This is a genomic window from Paenibacillus spongiae, assembly GCF_024734895.1.
Classification (GTDB): domain Bacteria; phylum Bacillota; class Bacilli; order Paenibacillales; family Paenibacillaceae; genus Paenibacillus_Z; species Paenibacillus_Z spongiae.
The window spans coordinates 6781529-6797565 of record NZ_CP091430.1 but is presented as its reverse complement, the minus strand read 5'-3'; the positions used below and the strand labels follow the sequence as shown (position 1 = coordinate 6797565).

Below are 16037 nucleotides of genomic sequence, written 5' to 3'. Positions count from 1 at the left end.
TGGAGGAACTGCCCTTGTTTAAACGGATTATTTCATTGATTTTTATCTTTACGCTGTCTGTTGGAATCAACAATGAACTACTCATCGCATCAGCTAAACCTACGCTAGCTTTTTCAAATGTTGAATTGGACAAGCTAAAATATGTTGCGGATTTCAAACTACTTACACCGTCTTACTCGGCTCAAAGCTATAAGTTAGAAATTAAGGAACCATATCCGCTTGTTCTTAGTCAATCAGTTTCAAAAGTTAGACTTCATTTTTTTGATGAATCAGGACAGACATATTTGTTTGGAATTGAAGAACATAAGGCGGTTGGTTATAAAATAAACCGAGTTGTCACTAACATCGATGTTCGTAACCAAACAAGTACAACAAGAACAATAGTCGAGGATTTTAAATTTAATGAACGTGGAGAGAAAATTAACATAAACGGTATAGAAGGGCGATTTGAACCATGGGCTAATCATATACCAGGAGGATACCTACGATGGGTACAAAATGGTACTTTCATTGAATTCGACAGCGGAGATTTGACTAAAGAGGAAATGGTCGCGTTAGCAAAATCAATGAAATGATTAAGTGGTAGCACTTTACGGGAAACGTTAGGCTCATTAAAGACACCGAGGCAGCCGGCCGTCGTTGAACTAACGGGCAGTTTTGCTGAATAGATCTGCTGAGTATGTGGAGCATCTGGCCTCTCACGGTTGGTTGCGGACAAGAAAGAATAAAAATCGTCAGGTAAAGGAGAAATCCGGCAGATACGATTGCGATTAAAAACTACCCATGACGCACATGCGTCATGGGTGGTTTTTAATCATTTTCATACGTTCAGGAGGGGGCCGTGGTGCAATAGCGATGTCCTAATCACTTCGTTGGACAGACAGAGTTTTGTGTAAAAATGGCCACCACCCGGGAACGGCCATTCTTCGTATACATTTCCGAACCGACTTACTTGACCGGCCCCATCCAGGTTGAAATCGTCTTCTGCTGGTGCGGCAACGGCGGTTTCAACTTCCCGTTATCGATCAAATGCTTCAAAATATAAGCGACCAGCCGGCCTCCGCCGGTATTGCCTCTCACCATGTAAGCAAGCTGCGGCTCCAAATGCTTCGGCTGATTTTGCAGGAACAGTTTGAGCATTTTATCGTAGAGCTTGCCGACAGCAGGCGCATACAGAGCGGACAAATCCGGCATTGCCTTGTTCAACCGATCCAACGTTTGCGGAGAGTCGATCCAAACCGCATTGAATTTGTACCCCTCCTCCGTCTTGCGGATGTACCCCTTCTCCAGCAGGAACGAATATTGCTCGCTGTTCTCTTCGTTGTCGGGCAGTTCCCCTTGTTGGAACGCATGACAAATCTCGACATTCCGGTATTCCAGGAAACGCCAATCCACCTGGCGGTCGCTCCAGTACGTATTGAATTGCCACAAGTATAAGGGAGTGTCTTCGACGTAGCGGAGCGACGGACCGAAGGTGACGTAACTACTCAAATCAAAACCCGGATCGGCATTGCGGCTCCGGTTCAACGCCGCATAGGCAATATACTGCCCTCCGTCCTTTCGCATTGGTGCGACCGCATCGAAGTTGTCGCCCGCCGGCATGCTCCGCCAAGATTGCTCCTCGACGTTCTTGGGCAGCAAGGTCCAGAGCAGGAAGTTATAGTCGCCGTCCGGAACGTACACTCCGCTATCCTCGACTTGCCGGCGAACTTCCATTAACGCGTCGAAATGAACATCGGCCACTTCGGCGGCGCAATCTTGCCAGAATCGATGACCGGCTACGACCAACTCGAAGAGGTCCCAGACGATGGTATTGCTTTGATATTTGCCGGGAGAGGTTTGGATGAGAAAATTGTAATCGGCCAGGTGCCGGACTTCGCCTTCCAGCAAAGACGGCGGCATTCCGAGCTCCTCCGCGATTTGATGTACGGTACGCGCCTTGTGATAAGCCGCGTAAACGATATTTTGCGCCAAGGCGCGTCCAAGAAAATCGTTGGTTTCGCCCAGTCTGCCGGCCGAACCGGAATGGCCCATTTCCCCCATGCTGACCGGATTGACACTCAAAGTTCCTGTTGCACGCATACGTTTCATCCCTTTCCTTAACTCCTTTTTGGCCTCGCTCAAATGCCACTTCACCGTGTTGACAGGAATGTTCAGAGCAATCGCGACATCGCCGATTTTAAGCTCGTCGTAGTAATGCATGACCACGATCCGGCGATGGATGTCGGACAGAAACGCGACTTCCCGGCGCAGCTCGCGGTAAGCTTCGGTTACCAGCAGCCGGTCAAGCGGCTCCCGGGAAGGGGCGGCCGACAGTTCGGACATGCCGTTGATTTCGATCGCTTGGGGAGCGTGCGCACGCTTTTTCAACCAATTCACCCAAGTGTATCGGGCAACCGTCCAGACGTAAGCCTCAAGGCATCTAATGTCCCGCACCCCGGAGAAGGATTTCAACAACTGCAGCATAATCTCCTGAGCCAGATCCTCCGCCTCCGCCCGCTGCTTGACCCGGTTCAACGCAAAACCGAAAATCGGCTTGACATAATTCCGAATCGCTTCCGCCGCTTCTTTTCCGTTCTTCCCGATTGAATTCATTTTTTGCCTCCGTAGTTGCATCTGTAATTCCTGACAATCAAATAGTGTGCCAGGCGAAATAAAGGTTGGGATATTTTCAAAAAAATTTGGACGTCCTACCGGATCACTCATACATGTATAATTACAAACATCATGAGTAGGTCATTTGAATGGTTAAAGAGACGTTATGAACTTTTTGTTGAGTATATTGGAAAAGAATTAAACAAGCTGAAGATTACTTTAGATGTAAAGGTCTCACTTTTAGTATATAAAGATACTTTTTTCCGTACAACTAAGGGAGGATACAAACTAGGAGCACGAGCCGAAGTTCTTCTTCGGGTACTTGGGGTACTCCTTCGTTCCGTAGGTAAACCAGGAGTGGTCTCGATTAATTATTCAAATGCATAATAGAGGTTCATTAAACTCCCTCGGTACGATTTAGTTATCTCACAAATGCTCGCTTATTCGCAGGATTTCACCCTTACTAGAATTACAGAAGAGTGTAAGAGAACCCTTGTAGTAGACCAGGACAACATGAAGGCGTGAGGAAATAGAGGGGGAGATCGCTACCCCATATTCTTCCATATACTGCACGCTTTCTCCACGCCGCCCCTGGAGGTTTTCACTCCCATGTCTCAACAGGTCTTTGCCCTCTCATTCCTTCGTTACGCCTGTCCAAGGGGTGGAGGCCGGTCTTGCTAACGGTACGGGTCGGTGCCCTTTGGTTTAATACATCCGGTACTCCGTGCTTTCTTTTGAAATCCCGCGAATAAGCCAAAACTCGTGCAACGAAACGGTAGGTTCTGTTTATGCAGCTACTTGCATGGGGAATGTCTTTTGTGGATTGTAGACTTCGCCACGCCGAGCCATTCCAACCAGTATGCGAGCAAGTTTCCCACATAGTTTCATAATGGACCTCATTTTCCTCATCTTCTTCACCTGTACATTGTGTGTATGCATAGCTTGGAATTCCGGATTGTTCATCACCAAACTCATGGTCATCATGAAGATGAAACGACGGAGGCGAGCTCTCCCACGTTTGCTAATCTTCATCTGTCCGGTCCATTTGCCAGAGCTTGCTTCTGCGAGGTTGAGTCCAGCATGACGCAGCAGGGCATTGCCGTGAACAAATCCGCTTAAATCCCCAGCCTCACCTAGAATACCAGCAAGTGAAATGGCGCTGATCCCTTTGACAGCAAGCATAGATTTAGCAAAAGGAATGCGATCTAACACGGCAATGATTTCTGTCTCGACCGTTTGGAGCTGTCGACTAGCAAGGTCGTACTCATCAAGTAACTGTTTCAAGTGAAGCTTGTAAGCTTGCGTGGCTTGTTTAGAACCAACAGAGCTGTTAGCAAGCGCGATAAGAGCACGAGCTTTTCGTTCTCCAGAGTGACGTTTCATCAGCGATTTCCAGCCTGCAATGATGTCTTGGGGCTGTAATTTCCGGAGCTCTTCAGGTGTAGGGAAAAGACGAAGCGTGGCCAACGAACCCGTGCACATGAGGCTCTTAAAGACCTGACGCAGCTCCGGGAAAACAACGTCAACCCAACGATGGATTTGGTTCTTTGCGCTAACGAGCCTCGTCACGACAGAGTCGCGGTTTGAGAGAAAGACACGTAGTTCTTCAAAGGCTTCTGGCGTATTGCGAATGAATGAGTAGTAGCCGTTCTTGACCATGTCGGCAATGACTAGAGCATCCTTTTTGTCGCTCTTGGATGGCGTATTGTCGCGGTTTTCCTTATTCTTTTTTACAAGATGAGGATTGACGAGAACCACTTCGAATTGACGCTCGGAGAGCCACCTAGAGACGTTAAGCCAGTAATGACCGGTTGGTTCCATACCAACAATAGCCGCGTTAAGGTCGTTCGCGGCTTGCAGGGAACGGATCCAACTTAGAAGATTTTGAAATCCTTCTTCATCATTTGAAAAGGATAATGGATGACCGATGACGATTCCACGAAAGTTAACAGCACGCGCGACATGCGTTTGTTGGGCGATGTCGATCCCGACGACGAGGTGCTGAGCAGTAATTTTTTCAATGAGTTGATTTTGTTTGTCCTGCGGTTTAAACTTCATAGTAGAGCGTCCTCCTGGATGATGGGATTTTAAAGGGCTATGACCCGTTGCGTACTCCCATCGTACCGAGGCGCTTTTCTTTTGCAAAGACGGAATTAATCCATCTACAGGAATGCTAACGGGTACGATAGTTCAATGAAACAGCAAAAGGGTCCGCCGCGGCGGACCCTTTTCACGTTCTTCTCGTCGATTGAACGAATGAGCAGTAATGTTCAGTATATTTATTAATTATCTGTATATAATCTCGTGGGCGTAGTACCATAAATCTGAAATTAAGGCTGTTATATTAATTGGATTGCAGGAATAGAACAAATATTGAAAATTCTATATTCCGCATACTCATAATGTGGCTTTTTAACCATCTGTAGTGTCTAATACTATAAATTATTCAACCCTAGGTATCGATCTCCACGCCTTGGTCAGGTGTAACGAAGGATTGCAAGGGCATAGACCCGTAGAGTCGTGGGATGGTGAACCTCCAAGGAATTTGTGGAGTATGAATGCAGAAGAATGAAACCGAGGGACGGATAGGCTAGTGTAATTAGTTTTGAAGGATATTGCAATTTGTATCAGTTCGGCGGAGGGATTTGATTGCAGCCTTTTCAGCAAAATCAAGATTCGTGGAATACAGGAAGAGCATACCAAGCATGGGTCAATCGATTTGGCTCCCCAAGTGAAGCGGCGAAAAAGCTAAAAGAAGAACCTATAAAAAGAATTGGCAAAGTTATCGAGTACATGGGGGATGTTAATGGTAAGAAAATAGCCAATTTGTTAGGTTCCAATGGAAATAAAGCAATAGCTTTAGCTTTATTAGGCGCTAATGTCACCGTGGTGGATTTTTCATCTGAAAATAAGAAGTATGCAATGGAACTGGCGGATGAGTCGGGAGTTCAAATACAGTACATTCTTTCGGATGTATTAAAGTTACCGATAGATTTATTAACTAATGACTTCGATATTGTGTATATGGAGCATGGTATCCTTCACTATTTTCAGGAATTAAGACAGTTGTTCCGTGTGGTACAGGCACTCCTGCGTAAGGGAGGTCTTCTTGTGCTTCAAGATTTCCACCCCGTTACTACAAAATTAATAACCTCAAAAGGGACTACTGCGAATATTAGAAAACATAAAGTAACAGGGGATTATTTTGACACAACCCTCGAGGAAAAGGAAGTTGCTTTTTCTAAGTTTCTTACAGAAGTAAGCAATGATGTACAAAAAGTGCTTTTGCGAAACTGGACACTCGGAGAAATCATTACATCTATTGCTAGTGAGGGATTGTATATAAGCACCCTGGAAGAACTGCCCAACCAATCTTCAGTTGTATTTGATAAAGGCATCCCAAAAACATTTATCATAATCGCAGAAAAAATTTGAGTGTCATTCAACTGACGGGACACGATCGAGCCGTAAGGACTCCTGTAAGGCCTTATCTGTAACCGATACTTATCCGACAAGAAATTGCACCTTCACTAACGAACGTACATTCGGTATTATGGTAATATGAAATGGAGGTGCCATATGATTAGCTTGGGAAAAAGTACGATTCTTCGGTATAAAGAATTTACAGAGTGGGCGGATACCTTACATGATGTACACGAGAGCATTTGGTTACAACCTATTTCTGAAGGAAAAGCATCAGTAGGAGAAATAATTTCGCATCTTAAAAATTGGGATACTTACCTCATCACTACGATTATCCCAGCGATTAAAAATGATGAAGGAATGGTATTTCCAGATTTCGATTCATTTAACAAGATAGCTTATGAACACGCCAGATCGGGAATTTCTAAAGATCGTCTGCTCGACGAATTTATGCAAACCCGTCTTCATCTGGTTGAAATACTGTTAGCCGATCCTGATGTTGTTGCTAAGCATGTTACCGCGAACGGAGTAGAAACTTGCCCGCACACCGGCACACCCTATTCTCTGCTTTACATCATTCACGAATTTAACGATCACGACACTCATCATAAAAATCAAATTTTAACGGTAATATAACTCGTTCCGCTAACAGAGAACGTTAGTTTAAATAGAACATATCGACGAGCAGGCGCCGCGGCGCCTGCTCATTTTATACCTGTTCTGCCGCCAACTCAGCCTGACCGTTCCTCTAGGCAATGATAATATTCGGTGCTAGATTTAGCGGTGAGTCTGTTCCCTGGCAACTTTCGAACCGTGGACCGAGTTCCGCCTCCCACTTCTCGCCCTTCTGCTTCTTAAGCTCGTTCATCGCTTCGCGCACCTTCCATTCCGCATCGGCCACAATCGTCTTGAAATCGCGCGTCTCGCCGGTGGAGCTAATCAATTCTTTCATCCATTTCGAACCGAATTTCACATGATTTTTTTCGTCTACGACATCGAAATCATGCTCAAGGGCGGTTAACAGGTCGTGTTGATCGACCGCCATCTTTATCCACTGTTTTTTCGGGACGAAGGAGCAAGCTTCTCCTACTTGCGTCAAGGCAGCTATCCGTTCGAGCAGCCCGGTGGAAGTGTAGGCAGTGTAGTGGCCAACAGGAATCGGCACTTCGTACGGATTGATTCCCATCGAGCGCAGCCGCGAGAAGCCCATCTGCGAGTGGCGCACTTCGTCCCAGCACTGACGAATAAAATCAGCGATATACTCGAAAGGCATGTGGCGGCCGTCGTACACGATATTCGCCACCAGATCGATGACCGGCAGCTCGGTGAAATGGGTATACGAATGATGAGCCGGATGCTCCTCCGCCTTGTAAACCGCATCCTGGATGCGCTCCGCGCTGCGCCAGACGAACCGCGGCTCCAGTTCCATCTCCGTCGGCGTGACAAATTCTTCATAGTCGGGAAGCGAGGCTGCCTCCGGAAGTAGGTTTCCCCCGTACAATGAGCCGAGTAGACGGATATGCTCACGCAGACCATCCTCGAACCGCTCGATTTCCTGCTCCTTGGCGGCGGAGATGTCGCCTGCTTCAAAATACTGCTTGCCCCAGGCAAGCTGCTTCTCCAGCGCCGGCAAATGGTCTTCGAAGACGTCGACCGATGGTGCGTCATTCAGTCGCAGCGTATGCTGTAAGTAGGTCCGGTACGCCTCGGCTTGCTCGACCTTGATGACGCGATACAGCGCAGGGATGAAATAATCGGCATCCTGCGCGCTCATCAGATGGCGGACTAGATTCGTCCACGAGGCGTCGAGCCGCTTCTCCGGGAATGCCACACCGAAATCCTGCACCCGCTCACGGAGCGACCTCGCACGCTTCAAATCTTCGTAGACGTGACGGACGAATCGGCATTTGTCCTCGTAACGAGGAATGAGTGGGCAATACCCGATCGCATGGCGCAGCAGATCGTATTCCAACGAGAAAAACAGTCTCAGCTTGTTGAGCGCTTGTTCGGAGCTAAAATATCGGGGCACGTTCGATTTCCCCTTCCCTGTTTGTAAGTTTTGATTTGATTATAAAGACAGGGGAACCGAAACGCAGTAGCTTATTTCTCGTAAAAGTTAACGTTTTTCCTCATTTATCGGCTCTGGGGACAGCCGGTACCGGTGGGGTGAAACGCCCGTATGCCGCTTGAAAAAGACACAAAACGCCTGGAGCGACTCGAACTGCAGCTGTTCGGCGATCTCGGTCACGGTCCGATCTGTTTCCCGCAGCGCGCGTTTGGCACGCTCCAGCCATACGCCGCGCATGTATTCGCCCAACGCGACACCCATCTGCCGTTTGAATTCCCGGTCCAGATGGGAGCGACTGACACCGATCCGCCTGGCCAGATTGGCGGTCCGATCAATATGCGGCTCGCTGGTGTGGACATGGCCTAGCGCCTGGAGCACGATCGGCGACAGCCGGTTCTTTCCCTGACTGTCCGTCGTCTGCGATTGGTACAGCCGCAGCACTTCGACGAGAACGACACCAAGCAAATTCCGTACCTGGTGATGGGCATAGGGTGCGTCCGCTATTAATTCGTCGAAGAGGCGATCCAGCGTCTGCCGGATCGACCGACTGTGATCGTTGCAGATACGCCCAACGTTTAACTTGTAGAACCCCTGCTCCAGATCGGTGAACTGCTCGAACCGAAAAGCGAGAGCGTAGACACGGAAGGCAGTGCCGTCCGACGAGCCACCGCAATGAATCTCGCCCGGCTTCGTAACGAAAATATCCCCTGCCCGCACTGGGAATCGAATCCCCTCTAGAATGAACCAGCCGTTTCCTTCACAGACGTAGCACATTTCGAAATAGTCGTGATATTGCGTCGGCGTGTACCATTTCTCGTACCAGAATTTGCTGAAGTACAAGAGTGAATCGTCCTTGCCGAAAAACGGCAGCTCGAACCGCATCTCTTCCGGCCAATGCAAAACCGTTTTGCGCTCAGGAGCTTTGAGCCAAACGGCATTTTTCTTCTCATATGTAGGCTCCATACCGATCAACTCCTCGCAAACATATGATGATGGCATAAAAAAGGATGGAACGCCGACCCGAATCTGCTCATTTTCGAGAATGAACTCATCCACCTGCTCCCGCCTGAATATCCTTCTGTTTCCACATAACGCCTTCCTGCAGGTATATGACCGAAGCTTGATCATTTTGCGTAAAGAGATAATTTGTTGTTAACGAGGATCATTAGTTGAACGAAACAAGGAGCATATTGCCGCGGCAGCTGCTCCTTTCATCATTGAAGCAACCGGCCAGTTTAGTGTCATTAACTGTTTTTTGATATGCTTATTTCAAATGCAATAATGAGGGCGAATTGTTATGAACTCAACTTTCGCATCTTAATTCAGGCAGTAAACCCTTAATATAGTTGGGTAAACCTGAGATCCAGTCATACAGTTGACGATACTCAATGCTCCATCTCACGAGTCTGTAGCAGTTGGAAGCCGCTATACAAACCATTCGGCGGACAGGGCTTCGCGCTGGAGGACGAAGAAGGTGAATATGGCATTCGCTGCATCGGCGCGCCGATTTTCGATCATCAAGGCTTGCTGGAAGCAGCGATCAGCATCACCGCACTGCTGATCAATCTTCCGGTTCACGAGATTACGAACGTCGGCGAAAAAGTAAAACGAACCGCCCTCGATATTTCCAGGCGGCTCGGTTATAAACTACAACATGAACAGGCGGTGTCCGCTGTATGAAGGGATTCACCATGTTTCTTTGCTCGTCACCGATCCGGGACAGGCAAATGAAAAGACCGCATTATACAACGCAGCGTCATTATGACAGATCACTCCGTGCTCATTCAGGGTGCTCAATTTGAATAAAGTTCAAATGTTTCATTCGGTTTATGACAGATAATACTTCATTGATTCTTGGTAATTCAAGCCATCTTTCGAAACCGGGAAAAAAGGAAGAAAACACAATATCAACTCCTTCTCTCTCCATATCTTCGAGAGCTTTTTTGATCTTTTCATGAAGAAAGATGAGGTGATCCTGATTACTTATAGCGATTTTTCGAATTAAAAAGGCAATAGCTGCAAGCTGGGCGTGTGATGTGATATTGTAAAGCCCTCTGATATCAACTTGTTCATCGCCTATCATCAGATATCCCATGGTTGAAACCATCAGCTTTTCTGTACCACTGCCTTGTGGATAGCTCGAAAAGTGATCGGTGGTTATTTTTCTTTCTATCTCCCATTTTGTAAGGGGGATACGTTCGCGTGGTTTGTCGTGTTCACATAAACTTTTTGCTTCCTGGGTTACGTTTTTTGGCACAAAATTGTCCATCAGGATGATTTGATCGGCAACGGATAAAAATTCACCGCTGCCTCCAATAACAAGAACGGAAGATACTCCAACAGCCTCATAAAGCTCCCTGACACGTTCCGTAAAAGGTGTAATGGGTTCATGCTTGATTAATGAACGCATTTTGATGTCTTGAATCATAAAATTCGTCGCACTTCTGTCTTCATCAATAAGAAGAAGCTTACACCCGACGTTGATTGCCTCCATAATATTTGCGGCTTGAGATGTGGAACCTGAGGCGTAGTCAGTCGAAAACTGTTCAGCCGAACTATTGGGTATCCATTTTATGAAAGGAGTGATATTGATATTTTTAATGGAACGGCCTTCCTCTGCAGATATTTCCATAGCACTTTGATCTGTAATCACAAATTCTTGTCCGTCGCCTATGGTGTGATTGTAAATCCCCGAATTTAGTGCATCCAGCAATGTGCTTTTACCCGAATAACCACCGCCGGTGATGACCGTCACACCATGTTTTATTCCCATTCCTCGCAAACCACAAATTTCAACTTCAACATCTTCCGGGGATGTAAAAGGCAAGGCACCCTCCAGTGGCCCGCTGTTGTCTTTATTTCTTGGCAAAATGCTGCCATTCGCAATAAACGCACAATAATCACTGGATTTCAGCCATTCGCGAATCATATTTTGTTTTTTTACCAATTCATAGGCAGCATTTAATTTGATGAGATCAAACTTGGCAATAAACTTCTCCACTTCTTTTGGAAGCATTTTGCAGAGCATGCGCATAGCTTTATCATTATTCCTGAATGGAAGTTGAACTGTAATCATTAAGCATAGATACCATTTTTCCGAGATGACTTCGACAAAGGATGCATTACGTTGCAACACCACATTGGTTGGACGAAAACAATAAAAAGCGCCATTTTCTTTATCAGAACGTGACCGGTTATAAATCAATTCATTTAATGCCTCAATATGATCACACCATTCTCTTAATGCAAAATCTGAGAGAACAACTTGATCCATATTTTCATCTAAGCCTAGACGGTCAAAAGGTATTTTTATGATGATACATGGTTTATCCAGTGTGAGTTTATGTGTCCGTTCAATGGAATAGGCAACATCATTATTCCAATAGGTTGGGTCAGGTTCATAAATCATACTATAAGATGACTGTCCGGATTGTAATGAGCGAAAATATTGAGCGAGTCTTTTAATAATGCATCATCCTTTCATATTGGGAAAGCGATTGTAAAGAATAACGGGAAACATGTCAGGAGAAATGAAGCGAGTGATCGGTGCTTCAGTCTGCTGCTTCTGGAGCAAATCGTTTCCGAAGCTGAAACGATATCTCAAGAAGGGGGGCCCTTATCCTTGGGAACAAGGTAACGACGAAACGGCTTTTCCGCGAGAAATGAATTCCAACCTAAGTATTTCAAAATCAATACATATTCCCCCTAATAGAGTTCTGTTGCCTTGACCAACCTTTTGTCCTAAAAAAATAACAGCCACTCCGTAAGTGGCTGTCATAGACCGGCAAGAAAGCATAAACGTTTCTCCTGCCTAAATATAAAAGCCCTGAGAGTGAATCTTACCCTCAGAGCCAAATGGATTCGTAAAAAATAACTAAAAAGCAACATGAGGATAAGACGTATATTTTTTTGTTTTCATTGTCCTCACCTCGTTACGAATTATTTTTACACCAACAAAATCATAACATTAAGATCATCCACAGGTATAGGGAAAGATTAATTATAATTAACTCAACTTTAGCAGAGCGAAAATGACGCTTATTCCTTGGTATGATTGGGTTTTGGCTCGTTTAGTTCTGGGCTTGACGAAATGAAGAACACCGTTCTGTTTGGTATAATTGGAATTGTCCGGATCCCGAAAACACGCAGAAAAGGTGTTTCCTGCATGATAAATCAAAATACGCCTATAATGCCTCGACTTCCGGGTAGACATATTAACGAGCCGGAATTTGAAGCAGAACTTAGCGGAGAAAATAAAAAACAAATAGCAAAATTATTAGCAAGAAGCTTTTGCGAATTACATAGCTTGAAAATGTATAAATATGGTTAATTTGACTTTAAAAATCAAAATATTCGTCCGTTTGAGGGTTCTTATAAAACTTGGCTTTACAAAAGAAGCCTTCCTTGAACGCTTTAAAGTCCATATGCTTCACCAACGGGTGTTAGACTGGGGATGTGCCAAAGGCTATAACTAATGTCACTTGGGATAATGACCTTTCTTTTTCTCAATGGGCGGAAAGATATGCTAATTCGGCAGAACAAGAACATATGCGTCCATCCCGTGGTTTGTTCGGATTGCATGTCATCCAATGAAGATATCTACATGCAACGGCATTCGCCGGCGGATATATCTGGATTTTGGCGTTAGCCTGAACAAGGTGTAACCGGTACACGGTAATTCTCTCGCCCTCCATACCGCAGAAACATTGGAGGCCATCGCCTTCCGGGTCACGTGTACAGGTCGAATCGCCTTCCTGTGAATATTATAAGGTGTACTCCAAACCAGGAAGGGGATTATTACTTTGTACCATAATAATTACTATAACATGGCCAATGTAAGCGGCATGAGTGACGCCGAATTTTGCCCCGATTGTCCAACGCAGACGATATTTGATCCTCCAATTACGCAGTACGAGAACTACTACCATCCGCAGCTTGTGAATGTCATTCAGAATATTGAAACGGTGAAGCAGCATCATTGTTGTCCTGTCTATAAGCACTGTTACACGCATACGGAGAAAAATGTTATGGTTTCGAGCGTGAAACGCGGGAAAACCTCTAAAACATCTTCTAAGAAACGTTCGCACAAATAGTCTAAGAATGAGAATAATGCCCCGTAAGAAGGCCACTTCGCGAATGAAGCGGCCTTCTTATATGTCTTACGTTTGGAGCATCTTGATTAACGGACATCGGAGTGGAGTAGCGTGTGCCTCTGCAGCTGCTCCACTCTTTGTTCAGCGAAAGGTCAGTTTACGTTAACGAAAAAATAAAACCGGCACAATTATGTGCCGGTTAACCAATAATGCCCAAAAAAGATGATCCCTAAAAAAGCCATGGATACATAATAGTCTATAAAAAAATTCAACATAAGTCTATTACTTTTTTTGTATAAATTGTATGTTATTTAAGCGGCCGGGCGCAAATCGATAAGGGAGATTAAACTTGCGAGTTAATTCAAAGGGAAACGGCACAGCTAAAAGCAGCAACAACGTAACTAATAATTAGATAATGAAGGGAGAAGCCTTGCATGATTACGCTCAGAAAAATTACGCTGGAAAACCGACGTGCCATATTTAACCTGGAAGTTTCAGAAGATCAACGCCGCTTCGTTGCGTCCAATCTGTCAAGCGTGGCTTCGTGTTATGTCCTTGCAACCAATGGGGGACATCCGTTTCCGTTTGCCATTTACGCGGATGAACAGCCGATCGGTTTTGTTATGATTACTTATAGAATCACCGGGTACGAACTCCCGGCAATCGCAGACGACAGCTATTGCATCCTGCGACTGATGATTGACAAGCAATACCAGAACCGGGGCTATGGTCGGGAAGCCATGAAAAAAATCTTGGAATTTATCCGCACCTTTCCGGCAGGGCCTGCACATTTCTGCTGGATTTCGTATAAGGCTGATAACGTGGCCGCCAAAAAGCTTTATGAAAGCTTCGGCTTCCGTGACAACGGCGAAATCTGCGAAGAGGAACTAATAACCGCATTGCGACTCTGATTTGCGGCTTAATAACAACTAAGATGCGGATGCCGGTATGGAACGGCATCCGCATTGTGCTAACACTGCCGGCTGATCCAAAAGCGCCAACCGACGGCCGGTCCATTCATTTGATATCAGAGCTACTTCGATTTCTTCTTAGCTGCGGATCTGCCTTGCTTCTTCGGATCGTCCGATGGCGGTGCGGCATGCTGTGAACCGTTGGGCTTAATCGAATCGGCCATGTTCTATTGCTCCTTTCCTGAGATTTGTAATTAGTTATATGCATATTTTTCTATCTCATCCAAAGGCGCCGCGGCGGATCCTTTCCACTTCTACATGAATTATCTGTATAGATTGTTTGCACGCCGTTAATTTGAAAAACATGCTCACAAAGGAGATATCCATGCCAACCTTCCAGCTTGAAGAAGCAACGATTAAAAATATGCAAGACGCTATGGCCTCAGGAGAGGTGACGTCGCGCGGCCTGACGGCGATATACTTGGAGAGGATCGCGCAATCCGACAAGTCCGGTCCGGTTTTGAACGCGGTGCTGGAAATAAACCCGGATGCTATATTTATCGCGGAACGTCTTGATGCGGAGCGGCGTCAAGGCAAACTTCGCGGGCCGCTGCACGGCATTCCGATCCTGCTGAAGGATAACATCGACACCGCGGACAACATGCATACGAGCGCCGGCACCTTGGCCCTGGCGGATTCGTTTGCGCTGGAGGATGCCTTCTTGGTAAAAAAGCTAAGAGCTGCTGGTGCCGTTCTCCTCGGTAAGGCCAATATGACAGAGCTGGCCAACTTTATGACAGCCGGCATGCCGGGCGGGTATAGTTCGCGAGGCGGACAGGTGCTCAACCCATACGGACCGGGTAAGCTGCAGCCCGGCGGCTCTAGCTCTGGCTCGGGCGCTGCTGTGTCGGCTAACCTTTGCGCCGCCTCGGTAGGAACGGAAACATCCGGTTCGATACTTAACCCTGCCTGCCGCAACAGCGTCGTAGGCATCAAGCCGACGCTCGGGTTGATCAGCCGCAATGGCATTATCCCAATCACCTACACGCAAGATACGGCCGGTCCGATGGCGCGAACCGTACAGGATGCCGCCATCCTGCTAGGCGCCATGGTTGGGGAAGATCCCGCGGATGAGGCTACCCGGAGGTGCGGCGAGTGGGAGTGTACCGACTATACGAAGTTTCTTGATAAGGACGGGCTGCGTGGAGCCAGAATCGGGATCAACCGAGGTTACGAAGCCAATTTCACGGAAGGCGAAAAACAGCTAATATCGGAAGCGATTGAGATCATGCGGGAAGCCGGTGCCGTCATCGTGGAACAGACGGACCTGCCGCACGTCGGCTCCAACTCGAGCGTTCTGATGTTTGAATTTAAATCAGCTCTTAATCGTTATTTGGCCAGACTGGCGCCGCATTATCCGATTCGGTCGCTAAAGGACATCATCGACTTCAACAACCGGCATCATGAACAAACATTGAAATACGGACAAACGCTGCTTCTCCGGGCACAATACGAAACGTCCGGCACCATGACGGAGTCAACCTATATCAACGACAGACTGCAGGACTGGCGTCGATCGCGGGAGGAAGGGATCGACCGATTGCTTCATGAGCATCGGCTGGACGCGTTGTTATGTCCGGGTGTGACGGATGCGGCGGCCGTTTCCGGCTATCCCTCGATTATCGTTCCTGCCGGCTACCGAGAAGACGGTATGCCATTCGGAGTCGCTTTCACCGGTGCGGCCTACAGCGAACCGGCATTGCTGCGCTTCGCTTATGCTTTTGAACAAGCGAGCAAACGGAGGAAGCCTCCAGCTTGGGGGCGACTCTAGCAGTACTAACGATAGCCCTTGATTGCACTGCCCTGATCACAAAAAAGCTCCCCCGCCAAATAGCGAGGGAGCCGTTACTGCAGAACCGAATAGGGCAAATCTGCCCAAATCTGCTC

12 protein-coding genes are annotated in these 16037 nt (G+C 46.8%); 7 read left to right on the top strand and 5 right to left on the bottom strand.

The genetic code is table 11. The annotated features are described in order from the left end of the window. Positions 1-14: 14 nt before the first annotated feature. Complete coding sequence (locus L1F29_RS30520; RefSeq protein WP_258385766.1) at positions 15-575, top strand: DUF4367 domain-containing protein; 561 nt, start codon at positions 15-17, stop codon at positions 573-575. A gap of 373 nt (positions 576-948) precedes the next feature. Here the strand turns inward: L1F29_RS30520 and L1F29_RS30515 are convergent, their stop codons facing one another. Next, positions 949-2595 carry an RNA polymerase sigma factor gene (locus tag L1F29_RS30515; RefSeq protein WP_204822888.1) on the bottom strand — a complete coding sequence of 549 codons (1647 nt, stop codon included), beginning with the start codon at positions 2593-2595 and terminating at the stop codon, positions 949-951. A 786-nt stretch (positions 2596-3381) separates the two neighbouring features. Further along, positions 3382-4653: an IS110 family RNA-guided transposase gene (locus L1F29_RS30510; protein WP_258385765.1), complete on the bottom strand. Its 1272-nt coding sequence runs from the start codon at positions 4651-4653 to the stop codon at positions 3382-3384. A gap of 591 nt (positions 4654-5244) precedes the next feature. Here L1F29_RS30510 and L1F29_RS30505 point away from each other — a divergent pair. Both L1F29_RS30505 and L1F29_RS30500 read left to right on the top strand, forming a co-directional pair. Beyond that, entirely contained in the window at positions 5245-6030 is a 786-nt protein-coding gene (locus tag L1F29_RS30505; protein WP_258385764.1) for a class I SAM-dependent methyltransferase, read from the top strand. A 144-nt stretch (positions 6031-6174) separates the two neighbouring features. Beyond that, positions 6175-6654: a DinB family protein gene (locus tag L1F29_RS30500; protein WP_258385763.1), complete on the top strand. Its 480-nt coding sequence runs from the start codon at positions 6175-6177 to the stop codon at positions 6652-6654. Between the two features lie 112 nt (positions 6655-6766). On the opposite strand, the gene L1F29_RS30495 is transcribed toward L1F29_RS30500, so the two are convergent. Beyond that, a complete protein-coding gene (locus L1F29_RS30495) occupies positions 6767-8047 on the bottom strand; it encodes a DUF455 family protein (protein ID WP_258385762.1) in 1281 nt (426 codons plus the stop codon). A gap of 87 nt (positions 8048-8134) precedes the next feature. Next, on the bottom strand, positions 8135-9049 hold the full coding sequence (locus tag L1F29_RS30490; RefSeq protein WP_258385761.1) for an AraC family transcriptional regulator: 915 nt from the start codon (positions 9047-9049) through the stop codon (positions 8135-8137). 393 nt (positions 9050-9442) lie between these two features. Here L1F29_RS30490 and L1F29_RS34275 point away from each other — a divergent pair, with 393 nt between their 5' ends. Beyond that, positions 9443-9766, top strand: a complete 324-nt coding sequence (locus L1F29_RS34275) for an IclR family transcriptional regulator domain-containing protein (RefSeq protein WP_309252427.1) — start codon at positions 9443-9445, stop codon at positions 9764-9766. A 100-nt stretch (positions 9767-9866) separates the two neighbouring features. Here the strand turns inward: L1F29_RS34275 and L1F29_RS30480 are convergent, their stop codons facing one another. After that, on the bottom strand, positions 9867-11495 hold the full coding sequence (locus L1F29_RS30480; protein WP_258385760.1) for a P-loop domain-containing protein: 1629 nt from the start codon (positions 11493-11495) through the stop codon (positions 9867-9869). Positions 11496-12251: 756 nt separating this feature from the next. Here L1F29_RS30480 and L1F29_RS30475 point away from each other — a divergent pair. From L1F29_RS30475 to L1F29_RS30465, 3 genes are all read left to right on the top strand, one after another. After that, entirely contained in the window at positions 12252-12416 is a 165-nt protein-coding gene (locus tag L1F29_RS30475) for a hypothetical protein (protein ID WP_258385759.1), read from the top strand. 1197 nt (positions 12417-13613) lie between these two features. Further along, positions 13614-14090, top strand: coding sequence for a GNAT family N-acetyltransferase (locus tag L1F29_RS30470; RefSeq protein WP_258385758.1), 477 nt, complete (start codon positions 13614-13616; stop codon positions 14088-14090). A 385-nt stretch (positions 14091-14475) separates the two neighbouring features. Next, positions 14476-15921 carry an amidase gene (locus L1F29_RS30465; protein ID WP_258385757.1) on the top strand — a complete coding sequence of 482 codons (1446 nt, stop codon included), beginning with the start codon at positions 14476-14478 and terminating at the stop codon, positions 15919-15921. Positions 15922-16037 lie beyond the last annotated feature (116 nt).

Excerpts from the sequence above, each read along its gene's own strand:
- L1F29_RS30515 (WP_204822888.1), bottom strand. The coding sequence starts at position 2,595 with ATGAATTCAATCGGGAAGAACGGAAAAGAAGCGGCGGAAGCGATTCGG.
- L1F29_RS30510 (WP_258385765.1), bottom strand. The coding sequence starts at position 4,653 with ATGAAGTTTAAACCGCAGGACAAACAAAATCAACTCATTGAAAAAATT.
- L1F29_RS30500 (WP_258385763.1), top strand. The coding sequence starts at position 6,175 with ATGATTAGCTTGGGAAAAAGTACGATTCTTCGGTATAAAGAATTTACA.
- L1F29_RS30490 (WP_258385761.1), bottom strand. The coding sequence starts at position 9,049 with ATGGAGCCTACATATGAGAAGAAAAATGCCGTTTGGCTCAAAGCTCCT.
- L1F29_RS30480 (WP_258385760.1), bottom strand. The coding sequence starts at position 11,495 with ATGATTTATGAACCTGACCCAACCTATTGGAATAATGATGTTGCCTAT.
- L1F29_RS30475 (WP_258385759.1), top strand. The coding sequence starts at position 12,252 with ATGATAAATCAAAATACGCCTATAATGCCTCGACTTCCGGGTAGACAT.
- L1F29_RS30470 (WP_258385758.1), top strand. The coding sequence starts at position 13,614 with ATGATTACGCTCAGAAAAATTACGCTGGAAAACCGACGTGCCATATTT.
- L1F29_RS30465 (WP_258385757.1), top strand. The coding sequence starts at position 14,476 with ATGCCAACCTTCCAGCTTGAAGAAGCAACGATTAAAAATATGCAAGAC.